Here is a 19,070-nt window from a genome sequence, read left to right as displayed (position 1 = left end):
GGGACCCCTTCGGTCTCCTCTGGCTGTGCACCGGGACGGATTGATCCACGCCCGGATTGTGCGGGCCGTGGTCGCGGTCTCTCCCGGCGGGCCGGTCACTGAGACCTCCCGGCCGAACCCGGGCCGCCCATTTTGATCTCCTTGGGCCTGGCCTCCTCGGCCTTGGGCAGCCTCAGCATCGAAACGCCGTCCTCATGCTGGGCCTGGACCTGACTGGCGTCGATCGGGGTCGAGAGGCTCGCCACACGCTGGAACCGGCCGTAGCGGCGCTCGCGCAGGTGATACCGCTCGTCCTGCTTTTCCTCCACGGTCTTGATCTCCCCGCGGGTCGTCGGCGTGTCGCCGTGGGCCGTCATGTGGACGTCCTCGGGACGCACGCCCGGCAACAATGCCTTGACGACGAACTCGTTCTCGTCCTCGAAGACGTCCAGGGGGAGTATCGTGGGGCCGCCGCGGGCCAGCAGTCCGGTGGGGCGGACGAAGCTCTCCTGTAACAGCGCGTTCATCGCGTCGCGAAGGTTCACCATCTCGCGGAGTGGTTCCCAGCGTAGGATCGCCATGGCGGCTGTCCTCCCGAAGCGGGTTGATGGGCGTTTACGAGATGGGAATGACGGCCGGGCTCAGGTCCGACGGTCGAGCCGCTGAAGCTGGGAGCACGGGGAACGGACGACATCCGCCGTCTCGCGACCGGGCGGGCTCGGCTCAGTCCCCTCGCGATCGACCCGGCCGATCGACCCTTGCCGGCCCTCCGCCCATGAACTCGACCAACGCAAGAGATGTGCCCGAACGGGCCCACACCGCGCTTCGACAGCGGGGTTGGTCGCCAAGCCCTTTACTGGACAGATTTTGTAACGCCGCGTCCGACGCGCGGAACGCCCGCTCGCTGGCACGTCGACCAATGCGGGAGTGCGACAGAATGTCGCTCGCTCGGGGACGACGGACAGATTGTCGCCTCGCGAGTCAGCGACCCAGGAAGCGCCGATTGCTCCAGGAAACCCAGGGCGGCCGCGGTGAGGAAGTGGCACGAGCCGCTCAAGCGAGGATGCTATCCGTTGGGCCACGCGGCCGGGTGCAACGGATCCTCCAGCTTGTACTCTTGGATCTTTCGCAGCAGGGTGCGAGTGCTGATCCCCAACCGTCCGGCGGCCCGCTGCCGGTTCCCACCGGTCTGGATCAGACACTCCTGGATCGCCCTGCGCTCCAGCTCGGCCAGCGTCCCGACCATGAGGTGATCGACCGACGCCCTGCTCGCCCGTGTACTTTCGAGCAGGTCGTCGGGCAGGTGGGAGGTGAGCAAGACCGAGTCGGTGGCCCGGAGCAGGGCCTGCTGGAGGACGCTCTGAAGCTCCCGAACGTTGCCCGGCCAGGAATAACTGCGAAGGCGATCCATCGCCGCCGGGGCCACTTCGCGGACATCACGCCCCAGCTCGCGATTGAACCGACGCAGGAAGCGCTGCACCAGCAGCAGCAGGTCGTCGCCCCGCTCGCGCAGGGGGGGCACGTGGATGGTGACGACGCCCAGCCGGTAATACAGGTCCGGCCGGAATCTCCCCTCCGCCGACCACGCCTTCAGGTCGCGGTGGGTGGCCGCGATCAGCCGCACGTCGGTCCGGACCGTCTCGTTGCCGCCGACGCGATCGAACTCCTGCTCCTGCAGCAGGCGGAGGATCTTGGCCTGGGAGGCCGGCGCCATGTCGCCGATCTCGTCGAGGAAGATGGTTCCGCCGTTGCACTGCTCGAACTTGCCGATCCGCCTGCGGTCGGCGCCAGTGAAGGCACCCCTCTCGTGGCCGAACAGCTCACTCTCGAGCAGGCCCTCGGGGATGGCGGCGCAATTGAGGGCCCGGTACGGCGCGCGGGCCCGTTTCCCGTGCTGATAGATGGCGCGGGCGACCAGTTCCTTGCCGGTGCCGCTCTCGCCCAGGATCAGGACGGGGACGTCCTGGTCGGAGACGAGGCCGATCACCTTATACGCCTCGCGCATGGCGGGGCAGCTGCCGACGATGGCGCCCTCGAGGCCGGGATCGGTGAGTTCCTCCGCCACCGCGGCCGGCCGGAGCATCCGCCGGCCCACGTCCAGCGCCTCGTCGACCACCCGCCGGAGTTGTTGCAGGTCGAGCGGCTTGAACAGATAGTCGCAGGCGCCCTGCCGCATCGCCTCGATGGCCGCGTCCGCCGACCGGGCGAGGGTGATGAAGATCACGGGGATGCGCGCGTCGATGCGGCGGATCGCCTGGTAGGTCTCCAGGCCGGACTGGTCGGGAAGTCGGAGGTCGAGCAGGACGACGTCCGGCGGGTCGGCCCGGACGCGCCCGACCCCGTCTACGCCCGAGCAGGCCACCTCGACCCGGTGCGTGGGGGCCGGGAACGCCAGGCGTACCTGCTTAGGGATCAGGGCCGGGTCGTCATCGATGAGCAGGAGGTGTGCCATGGAGGTGCGCCATAACGATGGGCCCGGGGGATTCGAGTCGGTGGATGGCGACGGTTGGCCTCCGCCGGGAGGAGGTCGCTCGCAGCCTGTCGCCGGCATGGGCCCGGGGACGGCTCTCGGAATCCTGACAGGCATGGGGGATTGGCCCATGTCGCAGTCGCCTGGGGTCGTTCGAGATCCGATCGATGGCCGGGGGAGCGACGAGCATCCACTCGTCACGCCTCCTGCGGGGAGGTCAGGCGACGAGGGTGAGGTAGAATCTTGGGATGAAAATTCGACATAAATCCCCCTCATCTCGTTCTTAATGGAATTTTATACCACGATCCCTCGCTCGCCGCAATCAAGTCGGCCACCCGGTTGAGAGCGAACTGGATCACAAGCTGCGGAAATCATTCCATCCCAGGGGGGGGCGAACCGAAGGGGCTTGACAGGGTACACTGGCGTTTCTTCCGAACTTGGGAGGCTTACGAGGACGCGGCCCGAAGAAGGACATACCGATGGGACGTCGCGACCTGCATGCTGATTGCCTGGCTGGCGACGGCGAAATGGCCGCGCTGATGCGTTCCATCGACTGGTCGGCGACGCCGATCGGCCCCGTCGCGGGCTGGTCGCTCGCCCTCCGCACCATGGTGCGACTCCTCCTGGTCAACCGCTTCCAGCTCTTCCTCTGGTGGGGGCCACGCTACGTCCAGTTCTACAACGACGCCTCGCGGTCGATCCTCGGCGGCAAGCACCCGGGCTCGATGGGGCAGCCAGCCGCGGAATGCTGGTCCGAGATCTGGCGCGTCATCGGCCCGCTCATCGACTCGCCCTTCCACGGCGGCCCGGCGACGTGGCAGGAGGACATCCACCTGGAGATCAATCGCTACGGCACGCCGGAGGAGACCCATTTCACGATCGCCTACAGCCCCGTACCCGATGACGGCGTGCCCAGCGGCATCGGGGGGGTGTTCGGCACCGTGCACGAGATCACCGGGAAGGTGGTCGGCGAGCGCCGGGTGGCCGTCCTCCGCGACCTCGGGGCCCATGCCGCCGAGGCGAAAACCGCCGAGGAGGCATGCGTTGTCGCGGCGAAGACGCTGGAATCCCACGACAAGGACATCCCGTTCAGCCTGATCTATCTGGCCGATGCCGACGGCCGGTGCATCTCCCTGGCGGCCTCGAGCGGAGTGGACGAGTGCGAGGCGATCCGTCCGCGAATCCTCGGCATCGACGACGGGGGCCACGGCTGGCCGCTCGCCGAGGTGCTCGGGTCCGAGGCCTCGCGGGTCGTCTCCGACATCTCGGACCGCTTCGGGACCGTCCCGCAGGGGCCCTGGTCGGACCGGCCGACCTCGGCCGTCGTGCTACCGATCCCATCGACCAAGGCACACCAGCCGGCCGGTCTGCTCGTGGCCGGCGTGAGCGCCCGGCTGAGGTTGGATGAGCAGTACGGCGCGTTCCTGGAGCTGGTCGCGGGCCAGATCGGCACCGCGATCGCCAACGCCCGCGCCTACGAGGAGGAGAAGATGCGGGCCGAGGCCCTGGCGGAGCTCGACCGGGCGAAGACGGCGTTCTTCTCAAACGTGTCGCACGAGTTCCGAACCCCGCTGACCCTGATACTCGGCCCGGTCGAGGACGCACTGGCGGACACGGCCGCCCCCCTGCCCGCCGTGCAGCGGGAGCGGCTGCAGACCGCCCACCGCAGCAGCCTGAGGCTGCTGAAGCTGGTCAACACCCTGCTGGACTTCTCGCGGATCGAGGCGGGCCGAGTCCAGGCGTCCTACGAGCCGATCGACCTGGCGACGCTGACCGCGGAACTGGCCAGCAACTTCCGCTCGGCATGCGAGAAGGCCGGGCTGAGTCTGGTCGTGGACTGCCCGCCGCTGCCCGAGCCAGTTTACGTGGACCGCGACATGTGGGAGCAGGTCGTCCTGAACCTCGTCTCCAACGCCTTCAAGTTCACCCTCGAGGGGGCGATCGCCGTCGGCCTCCGAGCCGCCGGCGTCGCGGCGGAGCTGACCGTCCGCGACACCGGGACCGGCATCCCGGCCGAGGAACTGCCCCGCATCTTCGAGCGATTCCACCGGGTCGAGGGGGCGGGCGGCCGGACGCACGAGGGGACGGGCATCGGCCTCGCCTTGGTGCAGGAGCTCGTGAGACTGCACGGCGGCTCGGTGCGGGTGGAGAGCACCGTCGGAGGAGGCAGCATCTTCTCCGTCACGATCCCGTTAGGGGCGGCCCACCTGCCGGCCGATCGGGTCGGCGTGCCCCGCGCGCTCAGTGCGAAGGCGGTCGGGGCGGGCGCCTTCGTCGAGGAGGCGCTCCGCTGGCTGCCCGACGAAGAGACGTCCCGAGCGTTCCCGGGCACGGTCGGGAACGCCCGCGAGGCGTTCCCGCCGGGGGCCTCCGCCTCGCGACCGGCCGGCGCAGGGGCACCGGACGAAGTCGTCGCGAAGCGGCCGCGCATCCTCTTGGCCGACGACAACGCGGACATGCGGCAGTACGTCCGCCGGCTGCTGGGCGAGCGTTACGAGGTGGAAGCCGTACTGGACGGCGAGGCGGCGCTGGAGGCCGCCCGCGCCCGCCCGCCGGACCTGGTGCTGTCCGACGTGATGATGCCGCGCCTCGACGGCTTCGGCCTCCTGAACGCGATGCGAGCCGATCCCGCGACTCGAGCGATCCCGGTGGTCCTCCTGTCGGCCCGCGCCGGCGAGGAGTCGCGCGTGGAGGGCCTGGAGGCCGGTGCGGACGACTACCTGGTCAAGCCGTTCAGCGCCCGCGAGCTGCTGGCACGCGTCGGCGCCAACCTGGAGATGGCCCGCGTCCGCCGCGAAGCCGGGGAGCGGGTCACCCACCTCATGGAGAGCATCCCGGACGGTCTGATCACGCTCGACCGGGTGTGGCGCTACACCTTCATCAACACCCCGGCCGAGGCCCTGCTCGGCCGGACGCGCTCGGACTTGCTCGGCAAGTGCGTCTGGGACGAGGTCCCGTCCGGGGAGGGCCACGAGGTGGAGCGGCAGTTGCGCCGGGCGGCAGCCGAGCGGGTGATGAGCGAGTTCGAGGGGCAAGACGACGGCAGAGGGCGGTGGTTCGAGAACAGGGCCTTCCCGATGCCCGAGGGGGGGGTCGCCGTCCATCTCCGCGACATCACCGAGCGCCGGCTCGCCGAGCAGGCCTTACGCCAGAGCGAGGAGCGCTTCCGGCGATACTTCGAACTCGGGCTGATCGGCATGGCGATCACCTCCCCGACCATGGGATGTCTGGAGGTCAACGACGAGATCTGTCGGATTCTCGGGTACACGCGTCAGGAGCTCTTGCGGAAGACCTGGTCCGAGATGACCCACCCGGACGATCTGGACGCCGACGTCGCCCACTTCGACCGGGTCATGGGCGGGGAGATCGACGGCTACACGATGGACAAGCGGTGGATCCGCAAGGACGGCCGAACCATCGACACCACCATCTCCTTGAAGTGCCTGAGGCGCGAGGACGGTTCGGTTGATTACTTCGTGGCGCTGCTGCAGGACGTCACCGAGCGGACGCAGGCCCAGGAGGCGCTGCACCGGGACGCCATGGTGCTGTCCAACGTCAGCGACTCGGTCATCGCCACCGACCTCGAGGGGACCATCACGTTCTGGAATGAGGGGGCTACCCGCCTCTTCGGGTGGACCGCGGCGGAGATGATGGGACGCCCCTACGGCGACCGTTTCCCAGAGCCGGGGCGGGCGTGGATCGCCGATCTGATCCACTCCCGCGCCGCGGGCGCAGAGTGGGTCGGGGAGTATCTGGACCACCGCAAGGACGGCTCCCCGTTATGGATCGACGCTCACGTCCGCCGCGTCACGGACACCGCGGGACGGCCGCACGGGCTCATCGGGATCGCGAGGGACATCACCGGACGTAAGATAGCTGAAGAGTCGCTGCGCGAGAGCGAGGCGCGGCTGGCCGCCGAGCTGATCGGCATGGAACGACTCCAGGAGGTGAGCACCCGGCTGTCGCAGGATGGCGACACGACCTCGCTCCTGCTGGAGATCGTGGACGCCGCCATCGCCGTCACCGCCGCCGACATGGGCAACATCCAGTTACTCGACAGGGGCTGCTCGACGCTCCGGATCGTGGCCAGCCGCGGCTTTGAGGCGCCGTTCCTCGAGTTTTTCAATGTCGTTCACGATGGGCAGGCGGCCTGCGGCTCCGCCATGCGCAGTCGCGAGCGGGTCGTCCTCGGCGACGTCACCGCGAGCCTGGCGTTCGAGGGGACGCTGGCCCTGGACGTGTTGCTCGGCGCCGGCGTGCGGGCCGTCCAATCCACCCCCCTCGTCGGCCGGTCCGGGCAGCTCGTCGGGATGCTGTCCACGCACTACCGTACGCCGCGCGTCCCGTCGGACCGGGACCTCCACGTCCTCGACCTGCTCGCCCGCCAGGCCGCGGACTGGATCGAGCGGGCGCAGGCCGTGGAGGAACTGCGGCAGGCCAAGGCGGCTGCCGAGGCGGCGAACCGGGCCAAGGACGAATTCCTGGCGAACGTCAGCCACGAGATCCGCACACCCTTCGGCGCCATCCTCGGCATGACCGAGCTCGTGCTCGACACCCCCCTGGCCGACGACCAGCGGGAATGCCTGGAGACCGTCAAGTCCGCCACTGACAGCCTCCTCGGCCTCATCGACGACCTGCTCGACTATTCGAGGATCGAGTCCGGCAAGCTGGAGCTGAACCAGTCCGACTTTTCGCTCCGCGGAGCGCTGAGCGACATCGTGCGGACACTGGTCGTGAGGGCCCGTCCCAAGGGGCTGGAGCTGGCCTGCGACGTGTCGTCGGACGTGCCCGACCCCCTGGTCGGCGACGCGGGCCGGCTGCGGCAGGTGCTGCTCAACCTGATCGGGAACGCGATCAAGTTCACCGATCAAGGACGAGTGTCCGTGCGGGTGGAAGGCGCCGACGGCCCCGCGCCCGAGTGGAAGGCCGCCCTCCTCTTTCGGGTGATGGACACCGGCATCGGCATCCCGCCCGACGGGCGGGAGCGGATCTTCCGGGCCTTCGAGCAGGTGGATAGCAGCACCACGCGGAGGTACGGCGGCACCGGGTTGGGCCTGACCATCGCCGCGCGGCTGGTCGGCTCTATGGGCGGAACGATCGGCGTGGAGAGCGAGCCGGGGCGGGGCAGCACCTTCTCCTTCACGGCGCAGTTCGCGCGGCGGCCGGGTCCCCTTGATCGAGTCGTCGCCCAGCCGTCGGACGTGCTGCACGGGGCGGCGATACCGACCCCCGTCGCGGCCCCTCTGCGCATCCTGGTGGCCGAGGACAGCGAGTTCAACTCACGACACCTGGAGCGGCTGCTGACCAGGTGGGGTCACGCCGTGCGGGTTGCAGCCGATGGCCGGGAGGCGCTGGAACTGGCGGTCGGAGAGGCCTCCGACCTCCTACTCCTGGACCTCCACATGCCGGAGCTCGACGGCTTCCAGGTCGTGCAGGAGATCCGACGGAGCGAGCAGGCGACCGGGGGGCATTTGCCGATCATCGCGTTGACGGCGCGCGCGGGGAAGGAAGACCGCGAGAGGTGCCTCGCGGCCGGCATGGACGACTACCTCGCGAAGCCGGTCCGGGCCGCGGAACTGTGCGCGACCATCGGCCGGCTCGCAGTCGGCGGCGACGCTTCCCGACTGGAGACCGGGGACCGCGCGAGTCTCCTCGACCCGGCCACCTTGCTGGCTGCGTGCGGCAACGAAGCCGGGCTGCGTGCGTTACGCCAGGACTTCCAGGCCTACGCGCCGGCCCGGCTGGCCGAGGTGACCGATGCCTCGCGGGCCCGCGATGCACCCCGGCTCCGCGAGGCCGCTCACAAGCTCTGCGGGCTGTTGTCGGTGTTCTCCACGGCCGCCGGCGAGGTGGCGTCGGACCTCGAAGATCATGCGGCCCGCGGACGGCTCGACGAGGCGAGGCCCCTCGTGGCACGGCTCGGACCGATCCTCCGGGGGCTCATCCTGGAGGTCGCCGACATCTCGTACGAGGGCCTGCAATTCCACGCGCAGATCGCGGAAGGCCCCGGCTGGAGGGCCGAGCCCTGACAGGGGTCGGGGCCGCGACCCGGCCTTCGTCAAATGGGTCGTGCGGCCTCCATCCCCTCGGACGGTCGTCTCGAAGGCCGGACAGGCTGTGACCTGGTTCGCCTCATGTCCGGGACGACCCCCTCATTTCGGATGGCCGCGGGCGCCTGCCCTCCCGGCTTCATGACCGACCGCCGCCGCGGGTCGAGACGGCGGCAATCCGTCGGTCATGCCCCCTGCCCGTGAGGGCTTCAGGACGCCGTCGAAGCGGTCGTCCTGCATGTCGCGGAACATCCGGTACATACGGGGGCGTCGTCCAAACATCTCACCGACGACCGGCTCGTCGACCGGGTGTTCGTCGCCGACCAGGCGCACGGGCGACCGCTCGTGGAGGCGGCCCTTGGCCTCGGTGAAGTCCTCCTCGGCGGTCCCGGTGACCCGCGCCCCTGGGACCACCGCCAGGACCAGTTCGTGCTCGGGTCGTAGGCGAAATGGTCCAGTAATCCCCCCTGTGATCGTCGCCGGGGTCGCCCCTGTCAGCCGGGTCGTAATCGGATCAGCGAGGGGAACGGACACGTGTCTGGCATTCCTACCGCTGATTCCCCGCAGGGTGCTCGATCGCTCCGAGACGCGACCCGGCTGTCGTGGGCCTCGAAGGTACGGGGTCCGCCCCGTGATGGCGACCCCGGGCCAGGGAAAGGAAGGTCAGCGCCCGGCCTCTCCCCCGGGGACGAACGCCATGACGCCGGCCTCGGCGACCTCGTGATCCTGGTCGGGGGTTCCCCCGCTGCAGCCCACCGCACCGACCACCCGACCGTCGGCTATCAGTGGGATGCCCCCGGCGAAGATCACCACCCGGCCCTCGTTGCTCGCGTTGATCCCGAACAAGGGCTGGCCCGGCTGGCTCGATCTCGCCAGTTCCTTCGTCGGCATGTCGAAGGCCCGGGCGGTGAATGCCTTGTCCTGGGCGATGTCGATGCTGCCGAGCCAGGCCCCGTCCATGCGGATGAAGGCGACGAGGTTCGCGCCGGCATCGACCACCGCGATGCACGACGGCACGGCGATCTTCTCGGCGTGCCTGCGAGAAGCCTCGATCACTTTCTGGGCGGCGGCGACAGTTACTTTCTGGGACATCCTCGCTCCTCCTTCAACGAATCACCGACGCCCAACCCCTGGGCATCGCGTTGCGACGGCCGACGACGCATCGTCGATACGCCCGAGAGCGGCTCTGGCCGCCCTCGACTCCTCCCCAGACATCCTCGTGCGAACGGCCGGGACGTCACGGGACCAGTACGGCCCTTACGCCTCCAGCTCGCTTCTTTTTGAACCTCTCTCAACCCCTCCCGACGAGCGAGCGGCTTACAGGTCCTACTTGCGGACGCTCCCGTGCGGGTCGATGACGAACTTCTTCGGCGAGCCCTCGTCGAAGATGTGATACGCCTCGACCGCTTTCTCAAGGGGGATGATCTCGGTGTTGACGACCTCGCCCAGGTAGTCCATCCGGCCCCAGAGGATGGCCTGCATCAGCCCCCGGTTGTACTTCATGACCGGACACTGGCCCGTCGTCAGCGACGGCGACTTGGCCCAATGCTTGCCCCAGTCGAGGCCGTATCGACCTCGCTTGTGATCCTCCGTCTCGGCCTGGGGGTCGCCCGCCGTGTAGACGCCGGGTAGCCCGAGCCCGGCGGGCGCGCGGACCACTTCGAGCAGGCCGTTGATCACCGCCGCCGGATCCTCCCCGGCGGACGGGCCGTAGCCGTGCGCCTCGAACCCCACGCAGTCCACGCCGCAATCCACCGCCCGCTTGCCAAAGATGGCCTCGATCTGGTCGGGCAGCGGGACCTTATCGGAGATGTCCACGACCTCGTACCCGGCCTTCTTCACCAGCGCCAGCCGTTCCTTGTTCGAGTCGCCGACGATGATGCAGGACGCCCCCAGCAGGCGGGCGCTGGCCGCTGCGCAGCGGCCCACCGGCCCCGCCCCAGCGATGTACACCGATGACCCGGTCGTGACCTTGGCCACGACGCACCCGTGGTAGGCGGTCGGCAGGATGTCCGAGAGGAGGGTGAGGTCCCGGATCTTCGCCATCGCGTGGTCCCTGTCAGGGAACTTCAGCAGTTGGAAGTCGGCGTAGGGGACCATCATGTAGTCGGCCTGCCCGCCCTGCCAGCCGCCGAGGTTGAAGCCATAGGCCCCGCACGCCATCTCGGGATTGGTGGTCTCGCAGACCTCCGTGTGCTGCTCGCGGCAGTTGCGACATCTCCCGCAGGCGACGTTGAACGGGACGGAGACCAGGTCGCCTACCTTGATGAACTCCACGTCCCGGCCCACTTCGACGACCTCGCCGGTATTCTCGTGCCCCAGGATCATCCCCTCGGGGGCCGGGAAGCGGCCCCGGTAGATGTGCTGGTCGCTCCCGCAGATGTTCGTGGTTACAAGCTTGAGGATGACACCGTGTTCGCAGGGCTTGCCACGCGGGTCGACGAGTTTCGGGAAGTCGAGATTCTGAATCTCGACCTTCTTGGGCCCCACGTACGCCACCGCGCGGTTGCCTGGCATGCCTGATCCTCCTCGAATGTCGAACGACCGAATGGAGAGCCTTTGGGCGAACGCCGAAAGCAACGTCCGTGCCGATGCCCAGGGCCGGTTAGACCGGTGATCACAAGCCGTGGTGACGACTAGACGTGCACCTCGCGGGCTTCGACGACGATTGCCGCCACTCGACCTCGGTGGCTGATCTCCGCCGTCCGGTTCGGACAATGTGTCCGCGCTCGCCGTGCGGCTGGACCGAGAGGTCTGCGTCGCCGCGTCGGCTGAAATGGTGCGATCGAGCGTCTGGCAGCGGAAGCGCGCGAAATCGTACGTGATCCAGGGGCACTACGTCGGCGGGGGCGATGGATCGAGGATCACGATGGGTAAGCGTTTGGCATTGCTTTGCCGATCCCCCCGCACAATAAGCAACTGTTCCAAGCCACGACCAGAATTTACGACGATCGAAGCAGTCCCGCCGCAAGTCGAAACCGCTCCTTGCGCCATTGGCCCATGGCGGCTACTCTCGCCCGTTGTGACGAAATGTCAGTCATCCGGTTCGATCCCGACAAAATGTCACATGGAAGCGGCCGGGAATGGGAAATGCCAGTGACAACGACCCCCGCAGCCTCTCGGCGTCGAATCCCCAACATCTTGCGCAGAAACGTGATGAAGTCGATCGACTCGAACTCCTCTCAGGCGGAGTCGACCCGGCGCCAACGTTGCGATGGCAGGCCTATTCGTCGGCCACGAGTCAAGGGGTCCCGAAATCGGGAAGGCGTGCGTCGATCGAATTCCCCCGAGGTTTCGGACGCAGAGGAGGTCGCATGGCGAACGGGAATTCCGCGGCCGGCGAGGACGAATCGACGAGCTTCCGGAGGATGTTCGCGCCAGGCCGGCTGACGCTGGGCGTCTTCTTCCCGATCGAGTCGTTCCAGGGCGACCGGCCGACGATGCGCCACCAGGAGCGGCTGGCGGTGCGGGCCGAGGAACTGGGCTTCGCCGCCCTCTGGGTGCGCGACGTGCCGCTGCGCGACCCGAGCTTCGGCGACGTCGGCCAGGTCTACGACCCCTGGGTCTACCTCGGTTGGATCGCTGCTCGGACGAGCACGATCGCGCTGGCGACCGGCTCGATCGTCCTCCCCTTGCGCCACCCGCTGCACACCGCCAAGGCCGCGGCCTCGGTCGACCGACTTACCGGCGGCCGACTAGTGCTCGGCGTCGCCTCCGGCGACCGGCCGGTCGAGTTCCCGGCGTTCGGCGTCGACTACGAGCGGCGTGATGCGCTCTTCCGGGACAACTTCCGCGTGCTCCGCGTGGTGCTCTCCGAGGAGTTCCCGACGGTCCGGTCGGCCTACGGGGTGCTGTCCGGGACGGCCGACCTCGTGCCCAAACCGACCGGTCGGCTGCCGATCCTCGTCACCGGCTCCAGCCGCCAGAGCCTGGAGTGGATCGCCGAGCATGCAGATGGCTGGATCACCTACCCTCGCCCCCTTGATCAACAGGAGCGACTCGCCGCGAGTTGGAGTTCCGCCGTCTCGGCCGCGTCGCCGGGCGTGTTCAAGCCATTCGTCCAGTCCCTGTATATCGACCTGACCGTCGATCCGGACGGTCCGCCGGAGTCGATCCACCTCGGCTTCCGCGGCGGCCGCAACCTCGTCGTCCGCTTCCTCAACGGGCTCCGCGCGGCCGGGGTGCACCACGTCGTCCTCAATTTCAAGTATGCCAGGCGCGACGCGGCCGAGGTCCTCGAAGAGGTGGGGCGGGAGATCCTGCCGCGTCTCAAGGCGGAAGCGCCCGCCGCCCTGGCCGCACCGCCCGCGGGCTGAGCGAGTGCCGCGACGATCGATGGGACCGACGCGGTGGGGGCTTCGATTTGCGCCAGGGCCGCCGTCGATTGCGACGGCCTGGAACACCGACGGCCCGAGGGACGCACCGTGCCCGAGCCGGGGCCGTGCGACTTCCTATCCCGGGCGACCATGACGTCCTGGGGCACTAGGGCGAACGGCCAACCATCGGAGGGCCTCTGGCGTCGCCATGAACGCGGTCTTCTCACTTCTCACCGTGGTGACTCTCTCCCTGCTCGTCACGCGACTGGCCGTCGCGGCCCTGATGTTGACGGGCGTCTCCCATCAATTGGCACGCCTTCAGATCCTCTCGGCGTACCTCGGCGTCGGTTTCACGACGTCGGAGTCGGAGCATCTCGTCAACCACCCGGTGCGGCGGCGAATCCTGACCCTGATGATGATCGTCGGCAACGTGGGGGCGGTCTCCGGCGCCTCCACGCTGATCCTCTCGTTCGTCGGCGTCACGACGCGGGCCGAGGGCCTGTGGCGTGCGGGTTGGCTCCTTACCGGCTTAGCCGCCCTCGTGCTGGTTGCCAGGAGTAAATGGGTCGAACGCCGCATGCTCCAAGCGATGCGTTGGGCCTTGAGCCGCTGGACCGACCTCGAGGCCTACGACTTCGTAGAGCTGCTGGAGTTGGCCGGTGGATATCGCGTCCGGACGATCCTCGTCGAGCCCGGAGACTGGATAGAAGGCAGGCGGCTCGAGGAGCTGAAGCTGTTCGAAGAGGGGGTCACGGTGCTGGGCATTCACCGCGCCGATGGAAGGTACCTCGGCGTCCCGCGCGGCGAGACGGCGATCCGGGCGGGCGACCGGCTCGTGCTCTACGGGCTCGACGAGCGGCTCCGGGATCTGGACGCTCGCCGGAGCGGTGAGCATGGCTCGCAGGCGCATCGCCAGGCCATGGCCGACCACGAGCAGCGCTGCCTGGAGCAGTCGCGCTCCGATGAGGCCCTCCTGCGGGTTGAGACCGGAGGCCAATCGCCTCGGTGACCCGAGCACGTCTCCCTGGTCCGCCCCGGGAGGGAATGCGACAAGTCGTCACCCCCTCCAGGACACGGCGACAGACTGTCCTGGTCAATCGGCGGCCCCGGCGAGCGTGCGAGCCGTCGCAGCGGCGGCAACTCAATCCCCAAGTCGATTCCAAGTGAGGCATTGCACCGCGGCGATCAACACGCCCACCGGTAAATGTCGATATGGTCTACCCATTGCAATAGGACGTATCGGTCGGCAGCCCCCCTGATGAGGCAGGGCCAAGCGGACCGGCACCCGGAGACAAAGGAGCAACCCATGAGCACGGCCTTGATGACGGACAGGGATCTGCAGCGCGAGGTCCTGGACGAGCTGGGTTGGGAGCCGAGCGTGGATGCGGCCCATATCGGCGTCTCGGTCAAAAGCGGCGTCGTCACCCTCTCCGGCCACGTTCCTTCGTACGCCGAGAAGTACGCCGCGGAGCAGGCGGCCAAGCGCGTCTACGGCGTCAAGGCCGTCGCCAACGAGCTCGACGTCAAGCTGCCTGGCAGCAGTCGGCGCACCGATGAGGACGTCGCCGCGGCGGCGGTCCAAGCCCTGAAGGCCAACCTCTCCGTGCCGCACGACAAGATCAAGATCACCGTCAGCAACGGTTGGGTCAAGCTCGAGGGCGAAGTCGAGTGGCAGTATCAGAAGACGGCCGCCGAGAACGCCGTCCGCTACCTGGCCGGCGTGACGGGGGTGAGCAACCTGATCACGGTCGAGCCGAGCGTCTCGCCGAGCGAGTTGAAGGCGAAGATCGAGAAGGCGCTGGAGCGCAGCGCCGCGATGGACGCCCAACGGATCACCGTCGAGGTGTCCGGCGGCAAGGTGACCTTGCGCGGCACCGTGCGCTCGTGGGCTGAGCGCGAGGAGGCCGAGCGGGAGGCCTGGTCGGCCCCGGGCGTCACCAATGTCGAGAACCACATCACCGTCGCGCCGTGACGGTGCGCCGAGGCGCGGCCGGCGACACGTCCCTGGCCGGCCCCAGGCCTTCCACCTCGCCGAGCAGTTTCCCTCGCGGGGCGCCCCGATTGGGGATCCTCGAGCGTTCGGGAGGGGTTTCGACGACGTTGAACACGGACCCGACCCACGCCACCGCGGCGACTGCAGCATCCGAGGCCTGCCAAAGGTACGAGAATTTCCACACGCAAGAACTCCAGGAGCATTGAGCATGAGTTACGTTCATCGGATGACGACCTGGCGATCCTTGGCCGCGGGCCTGATCGCCCTGACGGTCACGACCGGCGCCGTGCGGGGAGAGCAGGATCCTTCGAAGTCGGCCGACGCCGACAAGTCCCAGGAACGGTCCGAGCCCGTCGTCCGGTCCTTCGGCGAGGAGGGCGGCTTCCGCACCGAGACGTCGACCAAGACCGAGGGGAAGCTGACCGCGGAGCACCTGCGACAGGCCTCGCTCCTGGTGGCCGAGGTCTTCCAGCACATCAAGGAGGCAGTCGACGCGATCGACGCCGACGACAGCGAGCGGGCCCGCGACCAGGTGAACAAGGGACGCGAGGCGATCCGGGCCATCCGCGCCCTCTTGCCCAGGACGGCGTTCCACATCAAGACGACCTCGCCCGACGGCAAGGTGGTTTACCAGGACGAGCGCGAGGCCCAGCCCGATCGCATCCCCCTCTACGAGGGGATCATGCACGCCCAGACGCTGGCCCCGATCCTGGCCGCCCGGCGGAACGCGATGGAGGTCGCGGGACTCCAGGTGGTCGAGTCGGAGGTAATCTCCACGGAGGTCATCGCCGACATCGGCGCGATCGATGGGGGGCTGTCCAGGGCGGCCAAGGCCCTGGAGCAAGGCAAGTCAGAGGATGCCTCGAAAGCCCTCGGGGCGGCCTTGATCCGCGGACTCTCCCTCCGCTACAGCAAGGACGACTCGCCGCTGATCGCCGCCCGCGACGCCCTTTGGCTGGCACGGCGGTCGCTCGAGGAGAACAATGCTGCCCAGGCCCAGGCCAATTTGCTGGCCGCCAAGCGGCGGCTGGAGACTTACCGCGACGTGCTGCCCGAGGGGCAACGCCAGGCGGTGCAGCAGATGCTGGACGAGGTCGAGCGGCTGGAAGCCCAACTCCGCCAGGAGGGGAACCGCGTAGCCAGCCGAGACGAGCGGCACAGCCAGGGAAACCTGATCACTCGGTGGTGGGATCGCGTCAATGAGTGGCTCCACTGACGCGATCAATTCCTTGAATCGAAACCGAGTCTCCGGGGGACGCGGCCGAAGGCGTCGCGGTGGACCGAAACCACTCCGTGCCGCGGGCGATCGTGGCGAGGGCGGTCTCTCCGGGCGCCCGAACCCCGGTTGCTAGAGAGGAGGATGATCGTGGACACGCTGGCTCGCAACTGGTGGGCCCTGGCATTGCGGGGGCTGTTCGCCGTGCTCTTCGGGGTCCTGGCCTTCGCCTGGCCGGGGATCACGCTAGGGGCCCTGGTAGTCCTCTTTGGCACCTACAGCTTGGTGGACGGCGTCCTCGCCCTCGTCGCCGTTCTGTCCGGCCGCACCGAGGGCATGCCCTGGTGGGCCATGTTGCTGGAGGGCTTCGTCGGCATCGCGGCGGGATTCGTGACCTTCTTGTGGCCCGGGATCACGGCGCTCGCGCTGCTGTGCGTGATCGCGGCCTGGGCGATCGTCACGGGGTTCTTCCAGGTCATCGCGGCCATCCGGCTTCGCAAGGAAATCCGCGGCGAATGGCTGCTCGTCGTCAGCGGGCTCCTGTCGATCGCCTTCGGCGTGATTCTTCTGGTCGATCCCGCCGCCGGGGCGCTGGCCGTCGTTTGGCTGATCGGGACCTACGCTGTCGCCGCCGGCGTCTTGCTGATCGTTCTCGGGTTCCGCCTGCGGAGCCGGCTGCATCGGGGGTCGCTCGGGGTCGTACCTCTCTCGGGCGAGGCGGTGGGTCGTGGGGCGAGGAATGCCGAACGAGATCGGCATCACCGAGTGACCCGAGACGGAGAGGCGTGAGGCTCCTGGAACACGAGGGCTGTGTTAAGCCCTGTCGTCTCGGTGCCGCGGCAGGATCATCTTGAAGATCTCGTCGTCAGGCCCGGGTGACGGGCATAGGACCCGGAAGGAGGTTCATCGTGGCAGAGGGTGAGAAGATCATCGGCGTCGACCTGGGCACCACCAACAGTGCGGTCGCGGTCATGGAGGCCGGGGAGGTGACGGTCATCCCCAACCAGGAGGGGAGCCGCATCACGCCGTCGGTCGTGGCCTTCACCGGTAGGGGGGAGACCCTCGTCGGCGAGCCGGCCAAGCGGCAGGCGGTGACCAACCCCACGGGGACGGTCTATTCGATCAAGCGCTTCATGGGCCGCCGCCACAGCGAGGTCCGGGGTGAGGAGAAGATGGTCCCCTACGAGGTCATCGGGGGGCCCGACGACTTCGTCAAGGTCCGGGTCAACGGCAAAGAGTACACGCCGCCGGAGGTCTCGGCGCTGATCCTCCGCAAGCTGAAGGAAGCGGCCGAGAGCTACCTCGGGCACAAGGTCCGCAAGGCTGTCATCACCGTGCCGGCCTACTTCAACGATTCCCAACGCCAGGCCACCAAGGACGCCGGCCAGATCGCCGGCCTGGAGGTCGCCCGGATCATCAACGAGCCGACGGCGGCGGCCCTGGCCTACGGGCTCGACAAGAAGAAGGACGAGAAGATCGCGGTCTTCGACCTCGGCGGCGGCACGTTCGACATCTCGATCCTCGACGTCGGCGACGGCGTCTTCCAGGTGCTCTCGACCAACGGCGACACCCACCTGGGCGGCGACGACTGGGACGAGGCCCTCATCAACCACATCGCCGACGAGTTCAAGAAGGAACAGTCCATCGACCTCCGCAAGGACGCGATGGCCCTCCAGCGACTCAAGGAGGCCGCCGAGAAGGCGAAGAAGGACCTGTCGTTCCAGGCCCAGGCCGACATCAACCTGCCGTTCATCACGGCCGACGCCTCGGGCCCGAAGCACCTGACGATGACCATCACCCGCGCCCAGTTCGAGAAGCTGACCGACAGCCTCTTCGAGCGGCTGAGCGGGCCGGTGATGAAGGCGTTTGAGGACGCCAACCTGAAGGCCTCGGACATCGACGAGGTAGTGCTCGTCGGCGGATCGACGCGGATGCCGCGGGTGCACCAGATCGTCCAGGACATCTTCGGCAAGGAGCCGCACAAGGGGGTCAACCCCGACGAGGTCGTGGCTATTGGCGCCGCCATCCAGGGGGCGGTCCTGGCCGGCGACGTCCAGGGGGTCGTCTTGCTGGACGTCACGCCGCTGTCGCTGGGCCTGGAGACCAAGGGCGGCGTCTTCACCAAACTCGTCGAGCGCAACACCACCATCCCCACCGAGAAGAAGGAGACCTTCACCACGGCGGAGGACGACCAGTCGGCCGTGACGATCAAGGTCTACCAGGGGGAGCGGTCGATGGCCGGCGACAACCGCCTGCTCGGCGAGTTCAACCTGGACGGCATCCCGCCGGCGCCGACGGGCGTGCCCCAGATCGAGGTGTCGTTCAACGTCGACGCCAACGGCATCCTCAACGTCACGGCCAAGGACAAGGGGACCGGCAAGGCGCAGACGATCAAGATCGAGTCGTCCGGCGGCCTTAGCAACGACGAGATCAAGCGGATGCAGCGGGACGCCCAGGCGCACTCCGCCGATGACAAGCGCCGCCGCGACCTGGCCGAGTTCCGCAACGCCGCTGAGCAGCGCGTCTACCAGCTTGAAAAGTTGCTGGGGGAGAACCAGGGCCGGCTGTCGGAAGCCGACATGGCGGCCGTCCGCGGCGCCATCGCCAAGGTCAACCAGGCGAAAGAGGGGGACGACCCGGCTGCGATCCAACGGGCCCTCGACGAGCTCCAGCACGCCAGCCAGGCGATGTCCGAGCACCTCTACGCCGGGGCGGGCGCGGCCGCGGCCGGGAGCCGGGCGGGGGCGAACGGCCCTTCGGCCTCGTCGGACGGGGGTCCGCGCGGGGGCAAGGAGGATGAGGTCATCGACGTCGAATTCGAGGAGAAGCAGTAGACCTCGTACTGGCGTGGCATAGTTGCATGAAGGAGGCAGGTGACCGAATCGACGGATCCCGCCCGGTCGCACCCGGTAGTCACGCCGCCATCCGCTTGCCCTGCGGCATCCCCTGATGCGCAATGATGTTCATCGCCCGGCAGCGGATGCCCGGCACCGTCGCCTGACGCCTCGACGTTCGACTGGAAACCCCATCGCCAAAGAGGGCCTTC

General features: G+C 68.3%; 12 protein-coding genes. 7 read left to right on the top strand and 5 right to left on the bottom strand.

The window, feature by feature from the left end:
• Positions 1 to 95: 95 nt before the first annotated feature.
• Both G6O68_RS29105 and G6O68_RS29100 read right to left on the bottom strand, forming a co-directional pair.
• On the bottom strand, positions 96 to 560 hold the full coding sequence (locus G6O68_RS29105) for an Hsp20/alpha crystallin family protein (protein WP_165252813.1): 465 nt from the start codon (positions 558 to 560) through the stop codon (positions 96 to 98).
• 485 nt (positions 561 to 1,045) lie between these two features.
• On the bottom strand, positions 1,046 to 2,431 hold the full coding sequence (locus tag G6O68_RS29100; protein WP_165252811.1) for a sigma-54-dependent transcriptional regulator: 1,386 nt from the start codon (positions 2,429 to 2,431) through the stop codon (positions 1,046 to 1,048).
• Positions 2,432 to 2,928: 497 nt separating this feature from the next.
• On the opposite strand from G6O68_RS29100, the gene G6O68_RS29095 reads away from it, so the two are divergent.
• A complete protein-coding gene (locus G6O68_RS29095) occupies positions 2,929 to 8,478 on the top strand; it encodes a PAS domain S-box protein (RefSeq protein ID WP_165252809.1) in 5,550 nt (1,849 codons plus the stop codon).
• 123 nt (positions 8,479 to 8,601) lie between these two features.
• Here G6O68_RS29095 and G6O68_RS29090 read toward each other — a convergent pair whose 3' ends face one another.
• From G6O68_RS29090 to G6O68_RS29080, 3 genes are all read right to left on the bottom strand, one after another.
• Positions 8,602 to 8,832, bottom strand: a complete 231-nt coding sequence (locus G6O68_RS29090) for a hypothetical protein (protein WP_165252807.1) — start codon at positions 8,830 to 8,832, stop codon at positions 8,602 to 8,604.
• Positions 8,833 to 9,162: 330 nt separating this feature from the next.
• A complete protein-coding gene (locus G6O68_RS29085) occupies positions 9,163 to 9,591 on the bottom strand; it encodes a GlcG/HbpS family heme-binding protein (protein ID WP_165252805.1) in 429 nt (142 codons plus the stop codon).
• Between the two features lie 234 nt (positions 9,592 to 9,825).
• Positions 9,826 to 11,016, bottom strand: coding sequence for an alcohol dehydrogenase catalytic domain-containing protein (locus G6O68_RS29080; protein ID WP_165252803.1), 1,191 nt, complete (start codon positions 11,014 to 11,016; stop codon positions 9,826 to 9,828).
• A gap of 797 nt (positions 11,017 to 11,813) precedes the next feature.
• Between G6O68_RS29080 and G6O68_RS29075 the strand changes: the two genes are divergently transcribed.
• The 6 genes from G6O68_RS29075 to dnaK all read left to right on the top strand — a co-directional run bounded on the left by G6O68_RS29075 (position 11,814) and on the right by dnaK (position 18,858).
• The gene (locus G6O68_RS29075) at positions 11,814 to 12,815 is read left to right on the top strand and encodes an LLM class oxidoreductase (protein WP_206108246.1); all 1,002 of its coding nucleotides are present in this window, start codon (positions 11,814 to 11,816) and stop codon (positions 12,813 to 12,815) included.
• A gap of 208 nt (positions 12,816 to 13,023) precedes the next feature.
• Complete coding sequence (locus tag G6O68_RS29070; RefSeq protein WP_165252801.1) at positions 13,024 to 13,824, top strand: TrkA C-terminal domain-containing protein; 801 nt, start codon at positions 13,024 to 13,026, stop codon at positions 13,822 to 13,824.
• 297 nt (positions 13,825 to 14,121) lie between these two features.
• Entirely contained in the window at positions 14,122 to 14,787 is a 666-nt protein-coding gene (locus G6O68_RS29065; protein WP_165252799.1) for a BON domain-containing protein, read from the top strand.
• Between the two features lie 229 nt (positions 14,788 to 15,016).
• Positions 15,017 to 16,024, top strand: coding sequence for a YfdX family protein (locus tag G6O68_RS29060; protein WP_165252796.1), 1,008 nt, complete (start codon positions 15,017 to 15,019; stop codon positions 16,022 to 16,024).
• 150 nt (positions 16,025 to 16,174) lie between these two features.
• A complete protein-coding gene (locus G6O68_RS29055; protein ID WP_165252794.1) occupies positions 16,175 to 16,813 on the top strand; it encodes an HdeD family acid-resistance protein in 639 nt (212 codons plus the stop codon).
• A gap of 119 nt (positions 16,814 to 16,932) precedes the next feature.
• The gene (dnaK, locus tag G6O68_RS29050; RefSeq protein WP_165252792.1) at positions 16,933 to 18,858 is read left to right on the top strand and encodes a molecular chaperone DnaK; all 1,926 of its coding nucleotides are present in this window, start codon (positions 16,933 to 16,935) and stop codon (positions 18,856 to 18,858) included.
• Positions 18,859 to 19,070: the final 212 nt, after the last annotated feature.

It is taken from the genome of Paludisphaera soli, from assembly GCF_011064595.1.
In the GTDB taxonomy this organism is placed as follows: domain Bacteria; phylum Planctomycetota; class Planctomycetia; order Isosphaerales; family Isosphaeraceae; genus Paludisphaera; species Paludisphaera soli.
This window is presented reverse-complemented; position numbering and strand designations above follow the sequence as displayed.